The organism is Puniceicoccus vermicola (assembly GCF_014230055.1).
GTDB lineage: Bacteria > Verrucomicrobiota > Verrucomicrobiia > Opitutales > Puniceicoccaceae > Puniceicoccus > Puniceicoccus vermicola.
This window is the reverse complement of the sequence record NZ_JACHVA010000053.1, coordinates 143844-164588: the sequence shown is the minus strand read 5'-3', so window position 1 is coordinate 164588 and position 20745 is coordinate 143844. Positions and strand designations below refer to the sequence as shown.

Annotated in this window: 16 protein-coding genes; 9 read left to right on the top strand and 7 right to left on the bottom strand. The window is 52.5% G+C overall.

The genetic code is table 11. From position 1 onward, the window contains the following. Positions 1–37 precede the first annotated feature (37 nt). Positions 38–1507 (bottom strand): SpoIIE family protein phosphatase, encoded by a 1470-nt coding sequence (locus H5P30_RS06800; protein ID WP_185692194.1) that lies wholly within the window; start codon positions 1505–1507, stop codon positions 38–40. 303 nt (positions 1508–1810) lie between these two features. Here H5P30_RS06800 and H5P30_RS06795 point away from each other — a divergent pair, with 303 nt between their 5' ends. The 9 genes from H5P30_RS06795 (at position 1811) to H5P30_RS06755 (ending at position 11508) form a co-directional block, all read left to right on the top strand. After that, entirely contained in the window at positions 1811–3073 is a 1263-nt protein-coding gene (locus H5P30_RS06795) for a 6-phosphofructokinase (protein ID WP_185692193.1), read from the top strand. Further along, on the top strand, positions 3051–4619 hold the full coding sequence (malQ, locus tag H5P30_RS06790; protein WP_185692192.1) for a 4-alpha-glucanotransferase: 1569 nt from the start codon (positions 3051–3053) through the stop codon (positions 4617–4619). The genes H5P30_RS06795 and malQ overlap by 23 nt, the downstream gene beginning before the upstream one ends. A 480-nt stretch (positions 4620–5099) precedes the next feature. Continuing rightward, a complete protein-coding gene (locus H5P30_RS06785; RefSeq protein WP_185692191.1) occupies positions 5100–5573 on the top strand; it encodes a YraN family protein in 474 nt (157 codons plus the stop codon). A 9-nt stretch (positions 5574–5582) separates the two neighbouring features. Continuing rightward, positions 5583–7130: a glucose-6-phosphate dehydrogenase gene (zwf, locus tag H5P30_RS06780; protein WP_185692190.1), complete on the top strand. Its 1548-nt coding sequence runs from the start codon at positions 5583–5585 to the stop codon at positions 7128–7130. 22 nt (positions 7131–7152) lie between these two features. Continuing rightward, positions 7153–8148 (top strand): glucose-6-phosphate dehydrogenase assembly protein OpcA, encoded by a 996-nt coding sequence (locus H5P30_RS06775; protein WP_185692189.1) that lies wholly within the window; start codon positions 7153–7155, stop codon positions 8146–8148. A 157-nt stretch (positions 8149–8305) separates the two neighbouring features. Further along, the gene (locus H5P30_RS06770) at positions 8306–9451 is read left to right on the top strand and encodes a type II secretion system F family protein (protein WP_185692188.1); all 1146 of its coding nucleotides are present in this window, start codon (positions 8306–8308) and stop codon (positions 9449–9451) included. 6 nt (positions 9452–9457) lie between these two features. Further along, positions 9458–9853 carry a DciA family protein gene (locus H5P30_RS06765; protein ID WP_185692187.1) on the top strand — a complete coding sequence of 132 codons (396 nt, stop codon included), beginning with the start codon at positions 9458–9460 and terminating at the stop codon, positions 9851–9853. A gap of 4 nt (positions 9854–9857) precedes the next feature. Further along, a complete protein-coding gene (locus H5P30_RS06760; RefSeq protein WP_185692186.1) occupies positions 9858–10205 on the top strand; it encodes a lycopene cyclase domain-containing protein in 348 nt (115 codons plus the stop codon). Between the two features lie 268 nt (positions 10206–10473). After that, positions 10474–11508: a hypothetical protein gene (locus tag H5P30_RS06755; RefSeq protein WP_185692185.1), complete on the top strand. Its 1035-nt coding sequence runs from the start codon at positions 10474–10476 to the stop codon at positions 11506–11508. Between the two features lie 29 nt (positions 11509–11537). Here H5P30_RS06755 and tatC read toward each other — a convergent pair whose 3' ends face one another. The 6 genes from tatC to pilM all read right to left on the bottom strand — a co-directional run bounded on the left by tatC (position 11538) and on the right by pilM (position 20702). Further along, the gene (tatC, locus tag H5P30_RS06750) at positions 11538–12356 is read right to left on the bottom strand and encodes a twin-arginine translocase subunit TatC (RefSeq protein ID WP_185692184.1); all 819 of its coding nucleotides are present in this window, start codon (positions 12354–12356) and stop codon (positions 11538–11540) included. Positions 12357–12434: 78 nt separating this feature from the next. Continuing rightward, positions 12435–13757, bottom strand: coding sequence for a hypothetical protein (locus tag H5P30_RS06745; protein WP_185692183.1), 1323 nt, complete (start codon positions 13755–13757; stop codon positions 12435–12437). A 154-nt stretch (positions 13758–13911) separates the two neighbouring features. Further along, positions 13912–17013, bottom strand: a complete 3102-nt coding sequence (locus H5P30_RS06740) for a hypothetical protein (RefSeq protein ID WP_185692182.1) — start codon at positions 17011–17013, stop codon at positions 13912–13914. Between the two features lie 58 nt (positions 17014–17071). Continuing rightward, a complete protein-coding gene (locus tag H5P30_RS06735; RefSeq protein ID WP_185692181.1) occupies positions 17072–17995 on the bottom strand; it encodes a hypothetical protein in 924 nt (307 codons plus the stop codon). Then, positions 17992–19029: an Amuc_1100 family pilus-like protein gene (locus H5P30_RS06730; RefSeq protein ID WP_185692180.1), complete on the bottom strand. Its 1038-nt coding sequence runs from the start codon at positions 19027–19029 to the stop codon at positions 17992–17994. The genes H5P30_RS06735 and H5P30_RS06730 overlap by 4 nt, the downstream gene beginning before the upstream one ends. A gap of 2 nt (positions 19030–19031) precedes the next feature. After that, positions 19032–20702 carry a pilus assembly protein PilM gene (pilM, locus tag H5P30_RS06725; RefSeq protein WP_185692179.1) on the bottom strand — a complete coding sequence of 557 codons (1671 nt, stop codon included), beginning with the start codon at positions 20700–20702 and terminating at the stop codon, positions 19032–19034. Between the last annotated feature and the right edge of the window lie 43 nt (positions 20703–20745).

Sequence of the window (20745 nt, the reverse complement as noted above, 5' to 3'; positions counted from 1 at the left end):
TCGGGTCAAATCACTCACCGAAAGACCCTGGTATCTCCTATGCAGAGCTCTTGGAGTTTTCCACTGGCTCCCGCCCTTTCAAAATCATCAGGGTCATATCATCTGCGGGAGCGGCGGCTCCGGCAAACGATTCGACCGAGGCCAGCAGAGCGCTCTGAATCGCCTCCGCTCCTTTGCGATGCTCATGGCGGACCACGTCCATTAGACGACTCGTCGCATACTCAACGCCATCTTCGTTGATTCGCTCCGTAATCCCATCGGTGTAAAGAGCCAACACATCCCCCGGATGAAAGGGAACCGTCACCTCCTCGATCACGGCATCAAATATGTCGCTGGGGACCATACCCAGAGCCATTCCCTCCGAGGAGATGGTCCGGCATGTAAGCGCGCTATTGCCACTCGGAACGGAAAGAAGAACCGGCAATTCATGTCCAGCGCGGGCCAATTGGACCGTCTGCTCCACCGGATCAATCACCGCATAGATCATGGTCACGAACATGTCGGCCCGGATCTCATCGATGATTTCTTCGTTCATCCCAGACAGAACCTGGGCCGGACCCTTCCCATCCCGGGCCAAATGCTCCAAGGCGGTCTGGCAAATCGCCATTAGCAACGAAGCCGCAATCCCTTTGCCAGAGACATCGGCGATCGCAACGCCGATTTTCCCGAGAGGCAACTCAATGACATTATACATATCGCCCCCCACCTGTTGGGCGGTTTGATACATCGCAGCCAACTCCAGCCGCTTCACCTCCGGCAACTTATTCGGCAAAAGCATGCCCTGAATGTTGGCCGCCAGGGAAAGATCCAGATCCAACCTCTGCCGCTCCATTTGCAGGTGGACTTGGTCGGCATTGTGAATCGCGAGCGCGGCCTGTTCGGCCAGAGATGAAACCATCGAGACGTCAGTATCGGTGAATCCCATCCCGTCCGACGGATTCGCGACCGCAACCACTCCCAAAAACCGTTTTCGAAAATACATCGGCACCGCCAACAAAGCGCGAATCCGCAACACGGGGTCACGGTGATGAGCGACTCGATCGTCGGAGTCCGGTTGATTCACCACGATCTCCTTCCCTTCGGAGGCCACCTGCCCGATCACCCCTTCGCCAAAAGCAATTTCTTCGGACTCCAAGGTCTTGCGGATAAACTCCGCCCGAGTCGCCAGCTTCTCTTCAGTCCCTGGAGGCAGAGGCCTCTGAGGAGGGAAAACCCCTTCAATCGCAACGCTGTGCAACTTCTTGCGTTCATCCGGAACAAACAAAGCGCCACTCACCGCTCCAGTTCCCAAAATAGCGGCGTGCACGATCCTTCGATAGAGATCGACCCGCGGAGAATCCTCACCAACTCCCTCCACCAGATTGTGCATAAACTCCAGCACCAGAGTTCTCTCCTGCTCCAACCTTTGCTTCTCCTCATTCATGAGGCGCATATTTTGGCGGAAATACTGCACCACCACCCAGGCGCAAACGGCACCTACGAAGAGACCTGCAATAAACCCTACCACAACCAAGAATGTTCCTAATTCTTGCGTCGCATGCAAAGGAATACAGTCAACCGGGTCCGGAATTTTTTCAAAAAAAAGGGCCCGGTGAAAACCCCTAAACACCGGGCCCCAATTAAGGGGAATGATTCCCTGATACTCAATCCTGCACGATTGATTGAATAAGTGAAAGCAATGGACGTGCCAATCCATCGAACAATTTCGACATTTCTCCACGGCTCACATCAATCCACGGGCCGGGTCCTCTTTTGATTTGTAATGCACCGTCATCCCCAACAACCTCGCCGTTTTACCCAGAAGAATATTATGTCAGAAGAACTGAACGGAAACTGTCTCATCGCTCAATCCGGCGGACCAACCGCGGTCATCAACTCCAGCTTGGCCGGCGCGATTACCGAGGCCCTGAACCATCCCTGCATCGAAGAAATTTACGGTGCCCGCAACGGAGTCATCGGCATCCTGCAGGAAGACCTGGTCGACCTCGCTGAAGAATCCCAGCAGGTCATCCGCGGCCTGCGCACCACTCCGGCTTCCGCTCTCGGAACCTGCCGCTACAAGATCCGTGGCCAAGAAGATTACGACCGGATCCTCCAAGTCTTCGAGTCCCACAACATTCGCTATTTCTTTTACATCGGTGGAAACGACTCCCAGGACTCCGCCGACCGGATCAATGCCCTCGCTGTCGAGCGCGGCTATGACCTCCGCGTCATCGGTATTCCGAAAACCGTCGACAATGACCTCGTCGCCACAGACCACTGCCCGGGATACGGCAGCGCGATCAAATATCTCTGCACCACGGTCAAAGAAATGGCCTGCGACGCCCAATCCATGGGCAACCACGACTATGTCGGCATTATTGAGGTCATGGGCCGCAACGCCGGCTGGATGGCCGCGGGCACATCTCTCGCCAAGCGCAAGGATCGTCCTGAAGACCCCCCACACATCATTCTCCTTCCCGAGGTGCCACTCTCTCCTCAGAAGCTGATGGAAGATGTTCAGCGGATCCTCCAAAAGGAGCGCTTCTGCCTCATCGTCGCCAGTGAAGGTCTTGTCGATGAAGATGGGAACTATTTGACCACCTCCGGAGGAGCGACGGACGCATTCGGACACGCCCAGCTCGGCGGAGTCGGAGAATATCTGCGCAATCTCATCGAGGAACAATTCGGCATCCGCGCTCGGGCCGCCAAACTGGGCCACGCCCAGCGGGCCGCTGTTCATTGCTCTTCGGAGACCGACAACGAAGAAGCGTTTCTCGCCGGACAAGCAGCGGTCAAGGCCGCTGTCGACGGAGAAACCGGCAAGATGGTCACCCTACTCCGCGCCGAGAAAGAAACGTACGAGTGCGTCACCGGTCTTGCTCCTCTCACTGAAGTGGCCAACGGCGTAAAACGACTACCCGCTGATTGGATCAATGAGAACGGTATCAGCATGAACCACCAATTCACGAAATACGCGCAACCTCTCATTCAGGGAGAAATCTCTCCTGAGTTTGAGAACGGACTGCCAAACTTCGTCCGCATCCGCGGACGCCGAGTAGAGAAAAACCTTGAGCCCTACGAAATCGACTAAATCCAAAGCGGATAGCCCGCTTTTTGCTTGGCCTAACGAGCGATACAGCGGCGTCCTTCTTCATCCGACCGCCCTCCCCGGCTCCACCGGCATCGGCACCCTAGGTGCGGAGGCGGTCAGGTTTGTTGACTTCCTCGCGGATTCGGGGTTCTCCCTCTGGCAGACCTGTCCACTCGGGCCGACTGGCTATGGAGATTCTCCCTATCAGTGCCTATCCGCCTTTGCGGGGAATCCCTATCTAGTCGACCTAGATGAACTGATCAGACTGGGACTCCTCTACGAGGACGAAGTCGAATCCTCACGAACCGACCCGGGAGGTGCCGTCGACTACGGCGCGCTCTGGCATCTCCGGCCTCACCTTCTACACTTGGCCTCCGAACGCATTGCCGGAGTTCAAGATCGAGTCGAAGACGAATACGGATCCGTTCAGGATTTCGAAAAAGAGCAGGCCAGCTGGCTCGAACCCTACGCACTCTTCCGAGCCCTCAAAGAACACTTCGACTCCGAGCCTTGGTACGAGTGGCCGGAGGATTATCGAGCCTATGAAAGGGCCACTGAGCAGCCGCTCGACCCAAAGATCCAAGCGTCCGTTGACGAACACAAGTTCACCCAGTACCTCTTCTTCGGCCAGTGGAAGAAGCTGCGCAACTACGCAGCCAGCAAAGGAGTTCGATTCATCGGCGATATTCCGATCTTCGTTGCTCTCGACGGCGCCGACGCCTGGCAACACCCCGAATTTTTCCAGCTCGATCAAAAACTTCAGCCTCTCGCCGTAGCAGGTGTCCCTCCCGACTATTTTTCCGAGACCGGACAACTCTGGGGAAACCCTCTCTACGATTGGAAAGCGCTCAAAAAGGACAACTACCGCTGGTGGATGGACCGTTTTCGCCTCAACTTCGAGCTCTTCGACCTGGTGCGAATCGACCACTTTCGCGGATTTGAAGCCGCCTATCGCATCCCTGCGGATGCCGAGGACGCCCGCAATGGAGAATGGGAAAAAGGCCCAGGCCTCTCCTTTTTCAAGGAATTACAAAAGAATTTCCCGGAACCTCGCGTGATTCTCGAAGATTTAGGAGTCATCACTCCTGAAGTCGATCGTCTACGCCAAGCGACCGGACTGCCAGGCATGTCCGTCCTCCACTTCGCCTTCGACAACCCATCCAACGTCTATCTCCCGCACAATCTGCAGCCGTGCACGGTCCTCTACCCAGGCTCTCACGACAATGATACGACCGTCGGCTGGTACGAATCCGAAGACGAAGCTGTCCGCGACTACGTGCGGCGCTACCTACGAGTGTCTGGAGAAGAGATTGCCTGGGATTTCATCCGCGCCGGATATCAATCCGTCGCCAATCTTTTTGTCGTCCCCTTCCAAGACCTCCTCAGTCTCGGCACCGAAGCCCGCTTCAACACACCGGGCACTGCTGTGGGCAATTGGTCCTGGCGCGCGTCTCCCGAAATGGTTGATCGAGTCCACGGAGAAAGTTCAGACTACCTAAAAGAGCTTTCCTCCCTCTACAACCGCAACACATCCCCAAAACAATAGGCAGAGGAAGCATCGACCCAGTTCGGTGCTCCCAAAATTCTTCTCAAGGGATGCAGAGGGCAAAAGTCAGGGCCTCCCTTTGCGTAGCCGATGGAAAGCCCTTTCAAGAGCCCCCACGCATGGCATGAAGCCTCTGGGCACTTGCCACCTAATAGCCCCGTTTCCTGGGAACTGCGCAAAAATCCTAGGAAACTAGCCCCATTCCATCGGAAAAATAGCGAATCTTGCATCGCAAGGCTTTCCTATCCCCTTCCCAAGAGAGCCTCTCCATACACAGTCCCTCATCATCAAATGGAGATCCGTCACTCGGCCAATCACCCTCAAGGATATCCAAAATCACAAACAGTTAATTATTTTTAGAACTGTTATATAGAGAACCACCTTAATTCAAAATTGCCTATTATTCCGACGACCTCTCATACCTGTCGCCTAATAGAATTGAGAGTCGCCATACTCCGGAAACTCATTTACGACTTCGATATGAATTTCTCCCCAATCACCCATTGGGCTGAGAGAGTATTTCATCGACTCCGACCGGGAAACAAACCCCGACCCCACCCTCTCACCTCTCAACAAAAAGCGGGAGCCATGGCCGAAAGCTATGCTGCCGATTGGCTACGACGCCATAAAGGATATCGAATTCTCAATTATAATTGGAGGCATGGCCACGGCGAGATTGATCTAATTGCCAAGGACAAGGAAGTTTTGGTCTTCGTGGAGGTTCGGGCACGGCAAAAATCCGCTCTTGTGCCCGGATATCACTCGGTCACAAAACAGAAACGAAAGACCCTCCGCAGCTGCGCTCTTGCTTATTTAAAGCAATGCCACCCGTCCCCGAAACATTTTCGCTTCGACATCACCGAGATTGAACTCAATAACGGTACCGTCGCGGATCTGCGTCATTTCGAGCATATCCCGATATTCCGCAAATACGACCGACCTAACCACTCGTAAATTCCTCTCATGGATCAGGACAACCGTCATCCCTTTCTTCAGGGACTCAGTAAACATCGAGGCGCACCGCCAACGGTGATCGTCATTTTTGGAGCTTCCGGAGACCTTACGGCTCGGAAGCTGATTCCGGCACTCTATAACCTGGGTCTCGACAATCTTCTTCCCTCCGACTTCCACTTTGTGGGATACGGGAGAAAACCGATCCCGGATGACGAATTCCAGTCACTGGCGACGTCGGCTATCGAGGACCATTCCCGTCGTGAGCTTAATTCCGACGTCTGGGACCGGATTCGCCCGAACATCCACTACCATTCAGGAGCTTACGACGACGCAGAGTCGTTCAAGGAGCTCTCCAAAAAACTTTCGGAAATCGAAAAGGAGATCGGCCGGGACACTCAGTTCCTCTTTTACATTTCAACCCCCCCAAACGTTTTCACTCCAATTTTGGAAAACTTGGGGGAGATCGGTCTGGCCCGCCACAATGCACGCTCACGCTGTGAGTCGAAGATCATCATTGAAAAGCCGTTCGGGCGGGATCTCGCCAGCGCTCGTGCACTCAACGAAACTCTCTCCCGGGATTTCACAGAGAACCAGGTCTATCGCATCGACCACTATCTGGGGAAGGAGACGGTTCAGGATCTTCTCGTCCAGCGGTTCGGCAACAGCATCTTTGAACCTCTCTGGAATCGCCAGTTTGTGGAGTCGGTCCAGATTACGGTGGCTGAAGACTTGGGCGTAGGAACCCGGGCCGGATATTACGATTCCAGCGGAGCCATGCGGGATATGATCCAGAATCATGCGATGCAGCTGGTCTCTCTGACCGCCATGGAGCCTCCGGTCTCCCTCGATCCGGAAGCGATTCGGGACGAGAAGGTGAAAGTCCTCAAGGCGATTCAGGTCCCTAACGCGAGCCCGGAAGGTGGTGACGTCGTGCGGGCACAGTACGACGAAGGCCTCATCGAAGGGGAAAAGGTAAAAGGCTACCTTTCCGAGAAAGACGTCCCTGAGGATTCGTCCACCGAGACTTATGTAGCGATGCGCCTCTCGATTAACAATTGGCGTTGGAAGGGCGTCCCCTTTTATGTTCGCTCCGGAAAGAGGCTCGCACGGCGAGTCAGCGAAATCGCGATTCAATTCAAGCGCCCCCCCGGCATCCTCTTCAGCGAAAGCAACCTCTATGACCTGGCCTCGAATACTATGGTCATCGGAATCCAACCGGATGAGGGGCTAACGCTTTTGCTTAACTCGAAAATTCCGGGACTCGAAACCCGGACTCAGCCGGTCAAGATGCACTTCCGCTACGCGGCAACGTTCGGCTCCAATACTCCGGAAGCGTACGAGCGACTTATCATGGATGCGATGGTTGGTGATTCGACCCTCTTCATTCGCGGCGATGAAACGGAAGCCTCTTGGTCCTTGATCACTCCCGTGCTTGAACAATGGGAGGCAAACGGTCGAAACGGACTTCACAGCTACAACTCTGGGTCTTGGGGTCCTATCGCAGCTGATCGCCTCCTATGGGAGCGCCAGCACGAATGGCGCCGCTCCGGGCCGTAATAGCTCCCGCCACTGCGATTCCATGTCAGGAGATAAAGACGTGACTACCAACATTCTCGATTCCCTTCCCGGCATTCTCATGCCGATTGCTGAGGTAAACCGCCAACTGGGTCGCATGTGGCAACCCGGCAAGGAAGGTTCCGGTGCGCCATCAGAGTTCCGTGCTTCACAGATGAACCTGATCCTCCACTTCGGGAAAAGCACGACACCGGAGGATGCCCAAGCGCGATTCGACGAGGCCATTCACTTCAGCCAGCGCTATCCCTGCCGGATCATTGTTCTCTGCCCAGAAACGAAGGAGTCAACCGATCACTCCCTTGAGGGAAAGTTGTTCGCGCAATGCTATATCGGCCACACTCCGCGGACAATGTGTTGCTGCGAAGCCCTCATGCTCGGGTATCCGCCTGACGACAAAGGCTATCTTAAAAACCAAGTCTCCATTTGGCTCGAAAGCGATCTGCCCACCTGTCACTGGTTTCACCGCGTTCCCATCGAAAGAATCCGGGAACATTACCGGACCTTCAGCCATGGAATGAAGCGGATCCTCTTCGACAGCTCGATCGAGAATGATTCCTTTGAGGAGATTCCCTGGGAACACCCGGAAAGGGTTAAGGATCTGGCCAAAGCTCGACTCCTGCCGCTGCGCCAGTCCATTGGACAATATCTCAGCGGGTTTCCCCCGGAAGTACTCATCGACGGAGTCACCGGACTTGAAGTAACGCATTCTGAAGCTCTCAACGGCGAAGCCCGTAATATGTCCAAATGGATGAAGGGTTGCCTCGTCGCCGCGGGAGCACCAGAGGATCTTTCCGAAAAATTCTCACCCGCGAAAGACGATCGCCGCTTCATCTCAGGGAAGTGGGTGGACCAGGCGGGCAAGGAGATCTTCTCTTTTGAGATTGATCTGGATAAGTCTTGTGGACAATTGATGGCGCGCTTCGGAAGTGGCGATGAATGGCCCTTTGAAGCTCACCTTCTCGGAACTCGCGAGGCTCTGAGCGAAGCGGTTTTCTTCTAAAGATCGCGTAACGCCAGAATTAGCCCGGATCCGGGGGTAATGAAATCGCAGAAACCGCATTTTCTTATCGCCCAGATCGAGTGCAACTTGCTTAACGGGAGAAAGTTCCATAGGTTAAACTCTCTCTTCTCTTAAGCATCAGCAAACTCGAGAATTCATGGCAACCCTCTCTTCGACTTCAGCAAAGTCCAAACCTTCCTTCTGGGAGAATCAGCGCCTTGCCAAACAGAAGAGCATCGAGAAAAAGGCCCGCAAGAAGAAGATTCCTCTGGGCGATGTTGCCATGTTCACGGAACAGCTTTCTTCGATGCTCGAAGCTGGCTTGCCTCTGGTCACGGCAATGGAGGCTCTCTACGAACAGACGGAGAACGCCTATTTCAAGGTGGTGATTCGAGAAGTGCGTAGCGACGTATCCGGAGGAACGGCTTTCTCCGAGGCCTGCAGCAAATTCCCCAATGCCTTCCCCAATCTCTTTCGGTCGATGGCCGAAGCGGGAGAAGCGAGCGGAAATTTGGCCGAGATCCTTAGTAAAACGGCAACCTATTTCGACGATACCGTGCGCCTGCAGAAGAAAGTGAAAAGCGCAATGACTTATCCGGTAGCGGTGATTCTGATCGCGATCGCTCTCGTCAACGTCCTTCTCATTTTCGTGATTCCGGTTTTCGCAGGGATGTTTGACAGCTTCGGCAAAGAGCTCCCTCTCCTGACCCGGATGCTGATTTCTGCCTCGGATTTCCTGAAATCGTGGATCTTTGCGATCCTCATCGGATTGGTCATCGCATTCATTGCACTGAAAAAGTTTATAAAGACCCCGCGGGGACGACGATTTCGCGATGTGCTCGTCAGCAAGGTTCCGATCATGGGAAGCTTGTCACGGAAGATTGCCCTCTCTCGATTTTGCCGCACCTACTCCATTCTCATGCGCAGTGGAGTCCCGATCCTTCAGAGTCTCGACATCACCTCTTCAGCGAGCGACAACACCTTCATTGAAAGCTCGATCACAAGGATCCAGAAAGCGGTGAGCGAAGGAGCCCAGATTTCCGACATCCTCGCTGGCGATCCCTATTTTCCATCTATGGTGAAACACATGGCGAAAGCGGGTGAGGAAACCGGTAATGTCGATGGAATGCTAATGAAGGTTTCCGACTTCTATGACGTCGAGATCGAGAATACGGTCGGCTCTCTCACGGATTTGATGGAACCTCTAATCATCGTTTTTCTCGGCGGAATTATCGGAACCATCGTCATGGCCATGTTTCTCCCGATCTTCAACATGGCTGGCGTCGTCGGAGGACTGGACTGATCCGGTATGGCTTCTCCTCATCCGAAAAAACATCGGCCTTTTTCCGCCGAAGATCTTGCCGTCATCGATCGATTTCGCGGATTGCCCCGCAATCCCATCCGCAAGACACGGAAGCCGAACGATTTGGCCTCCTCCATGGACCGCATTCTCTCGAGCCTGCGAGTTACGACCGAGAAGACCCCAGAACAGACCATATTGCAGAGCTGGGAATACCTGATCGGGAAATCCTACGCAAAGCGCTGCGCCCCGGGCCGGATCGAACGGGATGGCACTTTCATCATTCTCGCACCCAATCCAATTATTCGTCAGGAACTGAGCCTACAAAAGAGAAGACTTCTGTTCAAAATCCGAAAGCTTCCGGGCTGCCTTTTCGTACGGTCCATCCTTTTGCGTGGAGGCTGATCGGATGACCTACTGGCAATACCATCTCATCTTCACACTGCCCCCACTCCTGATTCTCTTTTTTCGGTTTCGAAAACGAATCCAGCTCCCTCATGTAATCTGTTGGCTGGTCCTAGTCGGAATCGTCTTCTGTTTTACGACCCCCTGGGACAACTACGCAGTCTATTTGGGTATCTGGGGATTCGGAGAAAACGTGTCCTTGGGCTATCCTCTCGTCGGACTAGATAAAGCACTTCCGTGGTTTGGCCATATTCCTTTCGAAGAATACGCTTTCTTCATTATCGAAGCGACTCTCGTCTGTCTGATTGTGCTGTGTTACCTACCCGAGCCAGCCTCTAGGGAAAGAACCTGATCAGAGCGCATTATGCGCAATGCGGTCTAACAATCGATTCCGCCCACTCTCCTGCTGGCTGAGAAATTCTCCGGGAAGTGAATCCAAATCGGTTAAAAGGCTCGCCCCCAGTGTAAAATGCTCCGAAAAAAGGGGAAGATATGACCACAGTCGGAGCCTTTTTGTCGATTCCCTGGTGGAAACGCTCTAAAATATGACCCTCCGGCCTAAAAAGAAATAGTATCTCGTTCCCAGAAACTGATCCAAGAACACAACGATTTCCCGAAACATGAGCAACGAACCGTATAGTCTTAACGACACAGCCAATAAGGCCACAAAAGACCAAAGACTGGAGCTGATTAAACATGGGCTCGTTCCTTCCCATCAGGTTTCCCGAATCACTGAGGTTCAGGCTCGGCAGTTACTCAAAAACTATCACAAGAAAAATGCCGCCCGCAAAACTTTCCGGGCGGGAGTGATACTCCTGGTCATTGCAGTGCTGGGCGCAGGTGGATATTTTGGATGGCAATACTGGGAAAAAGAAAATGGACCGATTCGGAGCCTTCTTCAAAAGAGCGAGACCCAATCCTTGACGGTTCACACTGGAGCATGGAGCGATTGGCTAAAAAGCGAAAAAACGGCCGTGTTCCTCTCTGATCTACCAGATGACCTTGAAAGCAAACTCAGCACCCAAAATCAACTATTTCAAGGTATCTTGGCGAACCAACCTTCTGCGAAGGAAGCCGATCAGGCAAAATTCGTAGAGATCAAATCCGAATTTCCAGGTGGAGATGATCGTCGCATCCGTTCCACCGGCTCTTCCAGCGTCAAGACCAGAGGGGAAGGCCTGACGTCTGGAGTGCGACTCGCGACTCTCCGTCAGTTTTATTCACTGGTTAACCAATTGGATCTGGAAACCCTGAACAGCCGACTCCCGTCCCTCAAAGAGAAAGCCGAAAGAGACATCGCTTCGATTCAGGGGCGCAGTATCGATGGGGATCGTCCCCGTGGCGAACAAAGCCGAGCGACACTCACATGGCTTGAAAGGAGCCTTGTCCCCTACCTCGACCGATTCAACCAGTTCCTTCCGGGCAACAAGTCACCCAACGCACTCGCCCAATGGACCTCATTCGAATCCAATGTGAAACCGCAGATGGATAGCCAGATTGAAACACTCACGATCAATCGTGAGATCGTCCCCGCCGACGGAGTAGTATCCGTCACATCTGAAACTACGGTGCTTATTCAGGCCACAGTAGGGACTCGAGAAATCTATTTTTTGCCTGGTGGAGATAGTGAAATTAAGTTGATCCCGGAATCCTAAATTTCGGGAGCTCTCATGACTGCGCGAGATTAATCCAGGACATCTTCTTCCTCCTCATCACTTTCCGATTTCGACTTCTGGCAGCGTTCTCCCACGATAATTGCCAATTCATAAAGACCGTAAAGCGGAAGAGCCATAATCATAAAAGTGATCGGATCACCTGTCGGAGTGATGACCGCAGAAAGGATCATCAACCCAACAAAAACGGCTTTTCGCTGAGATCGAAGAGCATCGGCTGTCAGAATACCTAGATAGACCAAGAGCACTAGAACGACCGGAAACTCAAACAGGCTTCCCATCAGGACACAGAGCCACACAACCAGACTATAGTATTCCGACGCCCCCCAGAGCAGCTCCAGACCCAGCATGGCGTTGAGAGCAATTGAGACCCGCAACGCGGCTGGGAGAATTACGAAGAAGGCGAATGAGCCACCGAGAAGAAAAAGTACAAATCCGGCGGCAAGTCCCGGGATTAAAACTTTCTTTTCTTTTTCAGTCAGAGCTGGTGCCACGAATTGGGAGACAGCAAAGAGAATAAAGGGAAGTGAACAGGCCATCCCTCCCAGTAGAAGCACCTGCATCATCACCGAAAAAACGCCCATCGGCTTTCGTGAGAAAAGCCCTTCGATCATATCGGGATGACCGTCTCCCTGAGCCCAAACAAACGGCAACTTTAACAGGTCCGTCAGTGACGGGAGGAAGAAGACCAGAATGATCACACCGATCGCGAAAGCTCCAACACACCTCGCGAGGGTAAAACGCAATTCCTCCAGGTGCTCTAGGAAAGTCATCTCCTCATCAGAGCGAAGAAGATGCTTTCGCGATTTTTTCTCGTCTAACTGATCCATGTTCTGGCTAAAGATCAGGCCTATCAGGAAACCCGCTGGACGCAATCGGGATCATCACATACCCGAGGGAAATTAGTCTCAATAGGGGCCTCTCCAACGGGGGCGGCCTCTTGCTTCTCTCAGCTGTTTTGCAGTTTCTTCATCAAACTCGCTCGATTCGATAAACTCTTCCAAACCGTCCGGATCCGTTTCTTTCCAATTAGCCGCAACCCTCTGCATAACTCGGCTACGGGTTTGTTCGCTGGCAATAGAGGCCGCCCAGGTCATTGCTCCTTCTGGGTCTTCTTCCGAGGCGCGAACCGAAAATACGGCGACTGCGCGGTCGATTCCCTCCGAAGGCGGAAGTTCATTCAACCACTGCGCCGGGCCTTCGAGATCGTAGCGTGACCACCGTTCGATCAGAGAAGAGATGGCGACTTGGTAAGCGGGATCAGTCGCTTCCAATGTCGAAACAAATCCGGCGGCAGATTCTGGATCTGACGACGCCCATTCTCGGATAAGACCCGCCGCTGCTCGTTCACTTCCCTCCTCCCGATTCGAAAGAAAATGTTCCGCAGCTCCGGCTGGATCCTGTTTTGCCCACTCCGAATAAAACTCCTGTAATGCCTCTGAACGCAACAAGCCTTGAGGAAGACTTTGCAGTGAAGCCAATGCTTCTTCTAATTGATCGCCCGCTACTTGGGCTTCGACAACACTCTCGATCAGCCGACGCTTCAACCAGCGATCAGAATTCGATTGTTCACTCATCCCCACCACATACGCAAAGGCACCGCCAGGATCGGTTTCAGCATATCCTTCCATCCAAGATTCCAATCTCCCTGAATGCATCCTGCCAGGAATTGAACCTCGATTTTCCTCCAACCAGGTGAGAGCGGCTTGAGGATCTCGCCTAGCCCACGATTCCAAAATACGTCGGCGCGCCTGTTCGCTCGCCGAAACAGATCCGATTCCTTGGGCCATCTGGAGTGCCTCCAATGGAGCGCTCTCCGCAAGCGATCCCAACAAAACAGAAAGTAAGCGATTTCTTCCAGGGTCAGGAGGCATCCGCAAATAGGATTCCGCCCAATACCGGGCATCTTCGGGGCCGAGCAATTCCGCCTCGAGTGTAGCTGATCGTAAATCTTCTGAGTCACGACTCCCCTTCAACACCTGAGACAGAAGGGGTTCGTTGCCTCCGATTTCGCCCTCTATTGGCTGCAAACCCGACGCCAAGTCGATTTCACGACCCACAGTGTTAGTGGGTGCCTTCGAATCCGCTCCGACGGCTTGAATAGATGATTCATCATCGGCCTCCGCTCGGGATGAAGAATCTGTCATCCGTTGCCCCGCAGTAAAAGCCGCAGCCACGGTCGCCACCCAGAGAGAAACGAGAACAAAGCGGACTTTCGTACGAGTAGCCATAGAACACGATATTAAGGATCGATCAGATCATCGTCGATGCCAATCTTTGAATTCAAAGAGCGATCCATTGATCCATTCTCGCCCAATAAAAAGGCGACCACTCTCATTGAGTGGCCGCCTGTAAAGTTGTGAATAGCCTCTTGGGCCAGAGAGGTTACTCTTCGACTGGTTGTTTTTGTTTGTCGCGGGAGAGAATCCCTCCGGGACTGATCACAGTCGGATTCTGGAAGAGCGAATTCGACTCAGTGCCTTGAAATGACTGGTTGGCTGGTGAGCCCCCGGGACTGATCAGATTCGCAGTGACGAAGATAATCAGATTACGCTTCTGTGAGGTTTCCCCTTCTGAACGGAAGAGACGACCAATTAATGGAATGTCACCAAGAATCGGAATCTTTTGCTTGTACTCTTGAACTTCTTCCCGGGTTAATCCACCCAGGACCACTGTCGCCCCATCGAAAACCGTTACTTCCGTTTCGACGGTGCGGGTCGAGAAGATTGGTTGGAAATAACCGGAGGGCGACTGCACAGAGGTCTGGTCCGTCAAAGCGATGTTAGGACCGCCGTAAGAAACATATCCTTCGAACTCGGTAACCCGGGGTTGAAGAGCGAGATTAATCTTATCATTCGGCTCTACAGTTGGGGTCACAGTAAGTTCGACGCCCAGATTCCGGGTTTCGAAATCTTCTGGAACACCCGAAGCGAGTGCTACCGCACCGCCGCCGCCGCCACCACCATCATCAGAACTACCAGAAGAAGCGGTTACAGTTGGCTCCCCATAAGAGGTCGGGTAAATGAACTCTTGAGCGACCACGATGTTCGCCGACTTACCAGACATGACAGTCACACGAGGAGCGGACAAAAGGTCCGAACCTTCCATTCGGGAAACGGCTCGCATAACCATAGAGATATCGAAGTTTCCGATCACACCTTGGGTAAAAAAGTTGCTGATAATATCAGCACCCAGGTCCAATGCATTCGCTGGCGTTCCCGGAGCAACCGAGAAAGGTGTATTTCCAGATGGAGAGCTGATGGTCCCCTGTTCGGAGGTTTCCGTTGTGCCGAAAATCGAGGCCAAAGTATTCATACTACCGTTGTACCCCTTGGTTGGATCTCTTCTGGGGTTGCCATATGAGTCAAATTGCGGCGATTCGAAAGATGATGTGGTCGAATTGAAGCTCGAATTGTTTCCAACCGTCGAATTGTAGGTTGTTGAATCTTGACCAATGAAAGAAGAAGTAGGGGGAGGCCCAATGGTATTAACCGTATTCGATCCGCTTGAAGTGCCCGTGTAAGATCGATTACTTCCGTTTGATCTAGTCGTGCTTGTAGATTGAGAACGAGTAATTACTGCATTCCCTTGGTTGCCGGCATTCCACTCGAAAGCCAATTCGTCAAGATTTCCTTGAACAACTTCCATGAACTTGGCTTCGATTTCCACCTGATCGGTGATGTCTAGTTCGCGGAGGGTCTGGCGAATTTCTTCGATATTCCTCGAAGTCTGATTCACCAAAAGTCGGGATCCACGATTGACGATGCTAGCACCGGTGATATTACGAAACTCAATACCGGATGCTTCAAAGAAGTTCACCAAAGCATCTTGACGATCATCGGTAGCCGGGCCGGAAGGTCCAGTTGGAGCGGCGAAAGGATCGTCAGCTACCGAACTGCTTCCTCCTCCCGAAGCGGACTGAATGTCGAGGATGAGGTCGAGCGTTCCTTTGGAAATCGGAATGATCGCCCGTTGAAGCCGATTGTTCCCCCCTTTCTGGTCGCTCGGTTGAAACTCAACGACTTGATCAACCACATCCCATTGGTAACCCGTCTGCTGGCCAACAATGTCGAGGATGCGGAGGAGAGAAAGGTTGCGAACAGAGAAGTTCACCTGGCGATCTGTGCCCCCTTGACCCGATACGACCATGTTTACGCCGCGTGTTTCCGCGGAGGTAGCGTTGCGATCGAACTCTTCCGACATTTCGGAAAGAGACTGGACTGCGCGAGAAAGGCTGGTTCCGGTGAAGGTAACGCGGGGAATCACGATCGTTTCTAGCTTTTTCAGAACAGGACTAGTAGTTTCAACGCCCCCAGTGCCCGGTCCACGATCATCCACATAGACTCGGGGTTGCTGCCAAGCACGACTGACTTGATTCAACATTTCAGCACGAGTTTTTGTGCGATCAATATGACCGCTGTTGGTCGAACGCTCCGCGATTTCATAAAGAAATGCTTTAGCTTCAACATTTTCCGGACTGATTGTTTCGACCTGAGCAAAAGTTTGACGGGCACCTTCGTAGTCGCCGTTGACAAATTGTGCGCGCCCCTTGACGAGCAGATCTTGAACTTCTTGGTATTCGGCAACGAACCCAGGGCTAATTTCGCGAATGTTGTAAGCGTAAGGGTTCTTCACCATTTTCTGCACATCTTTCGCTTGGTCCTGAATACTCGCGTCGGTGCTAGGATCACGCTGGTATTCTTGAAAAGCGGCCATGGCATCGTTACCTTCGCCCTTCTGAGCCAACTCTTCGGCTTGCTCAAGTAGCATTTCTTTCTTGGTGTTCTCCAAGGTTTCAATGAGGTCCTCGGTTCCGGTGCTGACAGGAAGACGATTAATCGATGCGTCCAAAAGCTCGTAAGCTGCAGAATATCGGCCTTCATCAGCGAGTTCTTCAGCACGAGCCATATCCTCGCGGGAATTTTCCATCGCCGTTTCTACATAGCTGGATTCCTGATCGAGAATATAACTTGCAATGAGATCATCGATCTGCGCCTGAGTGGCGGGATCCGTGGAATTGGCTTTCGCCTGATTGAGCAGAGTAATCGCCTCAGGATAGCTTCCTTCGGCAGCTAGTTTTTGAGCTTGAGAGATGCTGGCCTTGACGTTCGCGTCCGGAGATACGACCGGAGCCGCTTCTTCCGTTGTAGCTGTTGGGGCTACTGTCGATTCATCGCTGCCCGACTCGTCGGTTGCGATTAAATCAAAAGGAATGCCTTCAGCTTCCATCTCTTCGACAAGCTCGTTGTACAAGCGGTTAACCGATGGATCATTCGGAGCGATCTCGCGGAGAAGGGTCGCCTTCTCGAAGGCAGCGGCATAGTCCCCTTGATCTTTCAGGCTGAGAGCGGAGGCCATCAACCCGACTTTCTCCGTCGGGTTGATCCCCGCGTCCTGCGCGGCGTATGCAACTGGAGCGCTGACGAGTGCAGCACTCAATACGGCCGAGGTCATCGCTGCTCGGAGTAGGTTATTCAGGGTCTTCATCAATAAGTATAATTTAAAGTAATAATCGCAGATAGAATTATATTTTTTGCAATCAATCTTAGTTGAACAGTTGATCAAAATCCGAGCTGCCGGATTCCGTATTCGGTTGTGTCGCCTGTGGTGACGGTGTTTCCGTCACGGGCTCCACTGTTTCAGGGGTAAGCGTTTTCACCTCCGGAACATCCAGAGTTTCAGATTCTTTCACCAATTGGACAGAGGAATTATCTAAATTGATTTCGGAGAGTGTGTAAGTAGCGTCGTTCATCTCGAAGGTTTCACCCACAGACTTCAACGTCACCGTCTGGCCCGGTGACACCGTCGATTCGAAGGTGAGGGTCACGCCCTCCTCGTAGAGAGTATCGCGATCAGAAAGGAGTACGGTTTTTCCTGTTTTTAGATCTGTAATCGTGGCGACATGTTCACGCTCGAGACCGCCACCTATTCGCTTTTCTTTACGCTCAATATCATCAACGCGGAACTGGAAATGTTCATCGGTCTCACCCTTTTTCAGAGTTACCGTAGGACGCTCAGTCTGAGTGGCATAGACGTTCTCGAAAGAAAGCACTGCCGAATCGACATCATTTAACTTCGTTTCATAGATCGCGTCGAGCTGAAGTCGATACATGTTCCGAGTTATATCGGTGAGAGCGACCCCGAATGGTTCCGGCTCAGGCTCGGGCTCATCGGGCACCGGATCCACCGGACGTACAGGAACAAAGGCTCCATCGACAATGTACAAAACAGGCGGAGTGAAGACGCGGTAGAGCCACTTACCTTCCGAATCCTGAGGCATGGGCTCCGGCCAATTGACCTGAGGAAGGGGGGGGATGCCTGTGTATTCTTCTAAGGGGAAAGAGCCGCCAGCTGGGGGAATGTCTTGGGAGGCATTCGGCGCTTTCGCGTCTCCCATGAACACCCACGCCGAAAGACCCGCTACAACGATCAGAACGACCAGGAAAATTATCTTCTCAATATGCTTCACGATCCTGCCTCCTCTGTCTCATCGTCGGAGTCGATATCAACCTCAACATATTCAATCACGACCGTGAATTTGGATTCAGTTTCGGTAATCACCGGTTTCTTATTCGGATCAGTCTCTTCAGTTACCTCAACTTCTGCCTCCTCTTCATCGCCGCCTCCGAATAATGCGAAAAGCGCATTTTCCGAACTATTTTGCTTTGGCGCTTCGGCTTGCTTCGGAACATCCGATTCTGTGGCTGGTACCACCTCAACACTTCGGACGATCAACGGTAACTCAAATTTTCCGAGGCGATTGAGGAATTCGCGGAGAGCATTCGTCCTACCCGTGAATACGATTCGGAATGCGGAAGTTTCAATAAACTCGTTCGACCGTGCTGTCACCAACTCTTGAATTGTGAAAACATCATCTTCCTTGGTATTGCTATTGCGACCGCGATTTCGGGAATTCTCTTCCTCTGGCGGTCTTTCGACAAATTCTCGCTCGACGGCCAAAATTGAAACCGGTTCTGAAGCCATCAATTGCTTCAGAATATAATCCAGCACTTGGCGTTGCCGATTCAGCATCGGGATCATTTCTTTCTTCGGTTGAGCCGCCTGAGTCGCGTATTTGGCAAACCCGAATGCCTCGTCGGATTGGAGAATTACATGATTCTTGGCTGCCAAAGCCTTGAGCGAAGCGATGAAAGACTGTAATTTCGGTAAGAAGGTGAATTCGTCGGCAGAGTCGTTTAGAATTCTGTCGGTTCGAGCAACCATACCACTCCGAATTCGCTCCAAGTCGCCATCGACCTGATCCAGTCGAACTTGAAGGAGTTCCCGGTTCGCCTTGTTCGGGGCGACACGTTGACCGGTTTCGGGATTATACAAAACACCCCGTGAAACTTCTTGTAAGCGTCTAACTTGGTTTTCGTAACTCTCCTTCGCATCTTCGACTTTGGCCTGTTGACTGATCACGAGGTAAACGCCCGCGCCCAGTGCAAGCACCAGCAAAACCAGTACGACACAGAAAATTGGATATCGCTTGAAAAATCCCATGGTTAGAGAGGCCGTTTGGGGTCGATAGAAAATACAAATTCAAAGGGGAGCAAAGGCTCTCCTCCCTGAATCGCCTGAAAATCGATACGCATGGAAATGCGTTCGGAAATAAATCGGGATGAAGTGAAGACTTCTGAAAGTGTCCGAATCCGGTTTGACAGAAGCTCTTCATCGATCTCGGCCATTGCCACCACAGCATCCGAATCTTTTTGGCGGACGAGAAGACGCCCGTCGACATTCAGCTGATACCGAACCTGACCGCCGACTTCCATGCGGTCCACCTTCAGATCGTCGAGCCAAACGTCACCAATGCTAAATAAGGCACCCTGGAGTCCTGAGAAAAATTGGATCCAATTCGACTTGGCATTCACGAGGTCGTCAAACCGATGCACCTGAATTTCAGCAGCCTCGATTTTCTCGATTAGATTTTCGATTTGCTGATACTCAGACTGACGCCCAGGGAGCTCTTGCTGGATCTCCTGCTCAGCCGTCTCGTATTGCTCTACAGTTTCCCGAGTTTGAAGGAAAAACGGAACCGGAGCGGCCGCCAAGACCACGGCTGCAGCCAAAATCCAAGGTCGCTTCCGCTTGAAGCTCATCTCCTTGCGGAGTTCTTCCGGCAACAAATCAACACCGACGCCATTCGGCACGAGCGACTTGGCCGCTTCCCCGATCAATTCGGAGGCTTGGAAGATTTCCATCGAGTCCGGTGCGACATTCGCATTCGAACCGAGCTGGATGAATTTGCCGGGTTGGAAAAATGAAACCTCTACCCTCTGAGATTCGCTCAGGAAATCGGTCAGGCCAGGAATCAGTGCGCTCCGTCCCGTCAAGAGGATGCGCTTGGGAGCGGCCCCTTTCTTCTGCTGGCGGAAATTAACGATCGACCGCGTGATTTCCTGAGACAGGCGCCGCATGAAACTGTTGGTCGCTTTGTCGATAATCTCAGTAGAAGAGTGGTCGGCCCGCTCAGAGGTGAAATAATTCACCTTGATGCGTTCCGCATCCGCAAAACTTTTGCCTAAGGCGTCGGCGAGACTTTGAGTCAGGGCATTTCCGCCGAGATTAATGTTCCGGACAAAAAACCCGGACTCTTGAATAAAGGTCAGATTGGACGCCCGCGCTCCAATATTCACGACAAGCGCTTCCGAATCACCGGAAGGATCCGTCAGTTGGAATGCGTTGTAATCGAGAATCGTCGAGGCATTGACGGAAACGGTCTGAAAACCAAGTTTCGAAATCTCGTCGCAGAACCGCCGGCAGATGGATGAGCGAATTCCGATAAAGAGCACTTCCGTCTCGATTCCATCATCGGAAAGAACCTGATAGCTCCAATTTAAATCCGAAAGCTGATAGGGAATATTTTGCTGCGCTTCGTAGGCGATCATCTGCGCCTGCTTGCCTCCTTCGACATGGGCAATTCGCAAAGTTTTCGTCAGAAGCAGGAATCCGGGAAGAACGACCTGAACCTCGCCAGAAATCTTATCGGCACTGACGGATTCACGCAAACCAGAGAGGGTCGCGCTAAGCCATTGTTCTTCTTCAGAAAAGTCGTAATTGAGACTGCGGGTAACCAGACGCTCCATCGTCGGTTCCGATCCCTCGACTGAGAACACCCCGAACGCAAACTGACTTGCGCCGCAGTTGAGGATAGAAATTTTAGTGGAGCTCATACAATAGAAACGCTATATAAGTAACGCGAATAGGGACAATCAA